3 protein-coding genes and 1 pseudogene are annotated in these 3,590 nt (G+C 58.4%); 3 read left to right on the forward strand and 1 reads right to left on the reverse strand.

The window, feature by feature from the left end:
- Positions 1–182: 182 nt before the first annotated feature.
- Entirely contained in the window at positions 183–1,133 is a 951-nt protein-coding gene (locus ACESMB_RS13465) for a methyl-accepting chemotaxis protein (protein ID WP_372971800.1), read from the reverse strand.
- Between the two features lie 14 nt (positions 1,134–1,147).
- Here ACESMB_RS13465 and nosD point away from each other — a divergent pair.
- The 3 genes and pseudogenes from nosD to ACESMB_RS13480 form a co-directional block, all read left to right on the forward strand.
- A pseudogene (gene nosD / locus ACESMB_RS13470) lies at positions 1,148–1,948 on the forward strand (nitrous oxide reductase family maturation protein NosD); the annotation flags it as partial.
- Positions 1,948–2,880, forward strand: coding sequence for an ABC transporter ATP-binding protein (locus ACESMB_RS13475; RefSeq protein WP_372971801.1), 933 nt, complete (start codon positions 1,948–1,950; stop codon positions 2,878–2,880). The pseudogene nosD and the gene ACESMB_RS13475, both read left to right, overlap by 1 nt.
- Positions 2,877–3,590 (forward strand): ABC transporter permease (locus ACESMB_RS13480; protein WP_372971802.1); only part of this gene is annotated, 714 nt, incomplete at its 3' end. The genes ACESMB_RS13475 and ACESMB_RS13480, both read left to right, overlap by 4 nt.

Consider the following 3,590-nt stretch of genomic DNA (forward strand, 5'->3'; position numbering starts at 1 on the left):
CGACGGCAATGCTCTGCAGGTTCAGCCCGCGGGCCGGTTACTGATTCGGGCGATCTGCCAGATCTTTGATCTTTATCGGAAGGAAGGCGCCAGCCAGAGGTTCTCGCGAATTATCTGAAAGTGCTGGAATGCAAAAAGGGGTAGCCGGTCGGCTACCCCTTTGTATTTTCGTCCATAGAGATTCAGGCCGGAATCTTGAACTCATTGGCCAGATCCTGAAGCTGGCGTGCAAGCCGTGCCTGTTCCCCGGTTACCTGGGTGATCTCCTGGGAGCCAGTCAGTGTCAGAATGGCTGCCTCACTGACCGATTCCATATTGCCGGCAAGTTCCCGCGTTACTGATACCTGCTCTTCAGAGGCTGTGGCAATCTGGGACGCCATGTCAGAGATGCTGTTTACGTCGCTGAGAATATCGGCAAACGTCTGCTCCAGCTCCGAGGCCTGCTCACTGGTTTCATTGGCCAGTTTGTGACTGGCGGTGATGGAGCGGCTGGCGCTATCGGTAACGTCTCTGAAGCCGTTGATAATGCCTTCGATCTTGGTTGTGGACTCGTGGGTCTGGCGCGCAAGGGTCCGTACTTCATCGGCGACCACTGCAAAGCCACGGCCATGCTCGCCGGCCCGTGCGGCTTCGATAGCAGCATTGAGGGCAAGCAGGTTGGTCTGGTCGGCCACCTGACGAATCACATCCACGACATCGCTGATGCTGCTGCTGCGGCGTTCCAGCTCCTCAATCACTTCGTTCACTTCCTGCACCGAGGTGGCCAGGGAACGAATCCGGCGCACGCTGCCGTGCAGGACCTCCTCGCCGGTTCTGCTCTTGTCCATTGCACTGGTGGCGGCATCCGCCACTTGCTGGGTATTGCGCGAAATTTCCTCGGAGGTTGCTGACATCTCCTCGGTGGCAGCCGCAACCTGTTCGATCTGTTGCTGTTGATTCTTCACCTGGCCGGCATTCTGGCCGGCGGTGGAGCTGGTTTCTTCGGTGGCGGTGGCCAGCTGCACGCTTGCTTTGTCTATGTGCTGAAGAGCACTGCCGAACCTTCCGAAAAGCTCATTGATAGCCTTGCCGATGGTGCCGACTTCATCGTTACTGGAGATCGAAACCTGCCGGGACAGGTCCTTGTTGTCCATCGCAAATCGAACGTATGTTCAATACCACCGGGGCCTTGATCGAAGGCAATGACATCAGTCAGACCCGGGATGGTATCTATATCGAGACGGCGAACAATAACGAGCTCCGCAACAACCTGATGACGGATCTGCGTTATGGCATTCACTACATGTATTCGATGCATAACCTGCTGGAGGGAAATGTTACCCGGGGAACACGGACGGGGTATGCGCTGATGCAGAGCAAGTATCTGAAGGTGCTCAATAACCGCTCCGAGGATGATGAGAACTACGGCATTTTGATGAATTTCATTACCAACTCCGAGCTACGGGGGAATGTGGTCACCGGGGTTTCCCAGGGGCAGACAGCGGGGATTTCGATTTCCGGGGCTGAGGGTAAGGCGGTGTTTATCTATAACTCGCTGCATAACGTTTTTGAGAACAATGTGTTCCGGGACAGCAATATTGGCATTCATCTGACGGCGGGGTCGGAAGAGAACGAGGTGTTTAGTAATGCCTTCGTGAACAACCAGCGTCAGGTGAAGTACGTGGCAACCCGCACCCAGGAGTGGTCGAAGGAGGGGCGGGGCAACTACTGGAGTGACTATCTGGGGTGGGACCGCAATCAGGATGGCATTGGCGATGTGGCCTATGAGCCCAATGACAATGTGGACCGGCTGCTGTGGACCTATCCGGAGGCCAAGGTGCTGATGTTCAGCCCCGCAGTGGATACCCTGCGTTGGGTGCAGGATGCGTTTCCCGTGGTCAAAGCCGCTGGTGTCAGTGATTCCCACCCGCTGATGAGTCAGCCCGAATCCATACAACCGGAGTCCTGATGAGCTGTTTCCGTCTTGAAAATGTAAGTTACCGGTACGACAAGGCCCTGGTTCTGAATGGCGTTGATCTAAGCCTGGAGCCCGGTGAGATCCTCGGGCTGTTTGGCCACAATGGCGCCGGCAAGACCACCAGCATCAAGCTGATTCTGGGTTTGATGACCCCGACCCAGGGTAAGGTCTCCGTGCTCGACGGTGACGCGGGTGACCCTCATGTCAGCCAGCACATCGGGTACCTGCCGGAGAACGTGATGTTCTACCCGCAACTGACCGGGCGCGAGATCCTCAATCACTTTGCCCGCCTGAAAGGAGCGCCCCTGAAGCAGGTGCCGGAATTGCTGGAGCAGGTAGGCCTTGGCGACGCCATGAATGCGCGGGTGAAAACCTACTCCAAGGGCATGCGTCAGCGTCTGGGGCTGGCCCAGGCACTTCTTGGCACACCGAAGCTGCTGATGCTCGACGAACCCACGGTGGGGCTGGACCCGGTGGCGACGGCCGATCTGTACCGGTTGTTGCGCAAACTTCGGGACGAGGGCACAGGCATAGTGTTGTGTTCCCATGTACTTCCCGGTGTAGAACCCTACATCGACCGGGCTGCGATTCTTACCGATGGCGCCGTGAAGGCCGTGGGCGATCTGCCTTCTCTGCGTCGGCAGGCAAACATGCCGGTGACCCTGTCCATCGAACCGGCCAACGGTACTTCGGCGCTTGAACAAGCCATTGCCGGCGCTTCAGCGGGTAATGGTCTGATGATCAGGAAAGACAGTGGGCGTCTGCAGGTGGACGTCCGGCCCACAGAAAAGATGGCGCTGATTCAGGCCCTGCTGGACTCCGGTGAAGTTCAGGACCTGGGCATTCACCAGCCCACCCTTGAGGATGTCTACGTGCACTTTATCGGCTCCGGTGGCCTGGCCCACCGCGGAGGCGCCCAATGAACAGCATCTGGACCATTGCCCGCAAGGAACTCAGTGACAGCCTTCGCAACCGCTGGCTGATCGCCATTGCCCTGGTGTTTGCTGTCCTGGCCCTGGGTATCGCCTGGTTTGGCGCCGCGGCGTCGGGGCAGGTGGGATACGCCTCCACGCCAGCCACCATTGCCAGCCTGGCCAGCCTGGGCATTTTCCTGATCCCCCTGATCGCACTGCTACTGGCCTACGACGCTATTGTGGGTGAGGAAGAAGGCGGCACTCTGTTGCTGCTGATGACCTATCCTCTCAGCCGTGGCCAGCTGCTGTTCGGCAAATTCCTCGGCCACGGCCTGACGCTGGCTTTTGCCACGCTGCTCGGTTTTGGCGTCGCCGGCGTCGCCATTGCCCTGCTGGTAGATGATGTGGCCGTCAGCGCCCTGGCCGCCGCCATGTTCCGCTTTATCGTGTCCACCATCCTGCTGGGCTGGGGCTTTATTGCGCTGGCCTACATGATCAGCGTCAGGGTTAGCGAAAAGCCGATAGCCGCTGGCATGGCTCTTGGTATCTGGTTCTTCTTCGTACTGATCTTCGACCTGATGCTGCTGGGCACACTGGTGGCCAGCGAGGGCAAGTTGAACCCGGAACTGCTGCCCTGGCTGCTGATGCTCAACCCCACCGACATCTACCGCCTGCTGAACATTGTCGCCTTCGGTGAGGGTGCCCAGCTAAGCGGCGTA

This window comes from Marinobacter sp. (assembly GCF_041686475.1).
Classification (GTDB): domain Bacteria; phylum Pseudomonadota; class Gammaproteobacteria; order Pseudomonadales; family Oleiphilaceae; genus Marinobacter.

What these genes read in the sequence shown, in the direction of transcription:
- ACESMB_RS13475 (WP_372971801.1), top strand. Translation starts at nt 1,948, where the DNA reads ATGAGCTGTTTCCGTCTTGAAAATGTAAGTTACCGGTACGACAAGGCC.
- ACESMB_RS13465 (WP_372971800.1), bottom strand. Translation starts at nt 1,133, where the DNA reads ATGGACAACAAGGACCTGTCCCGGCAGGTTTCGATCTCCAGTAACGAT.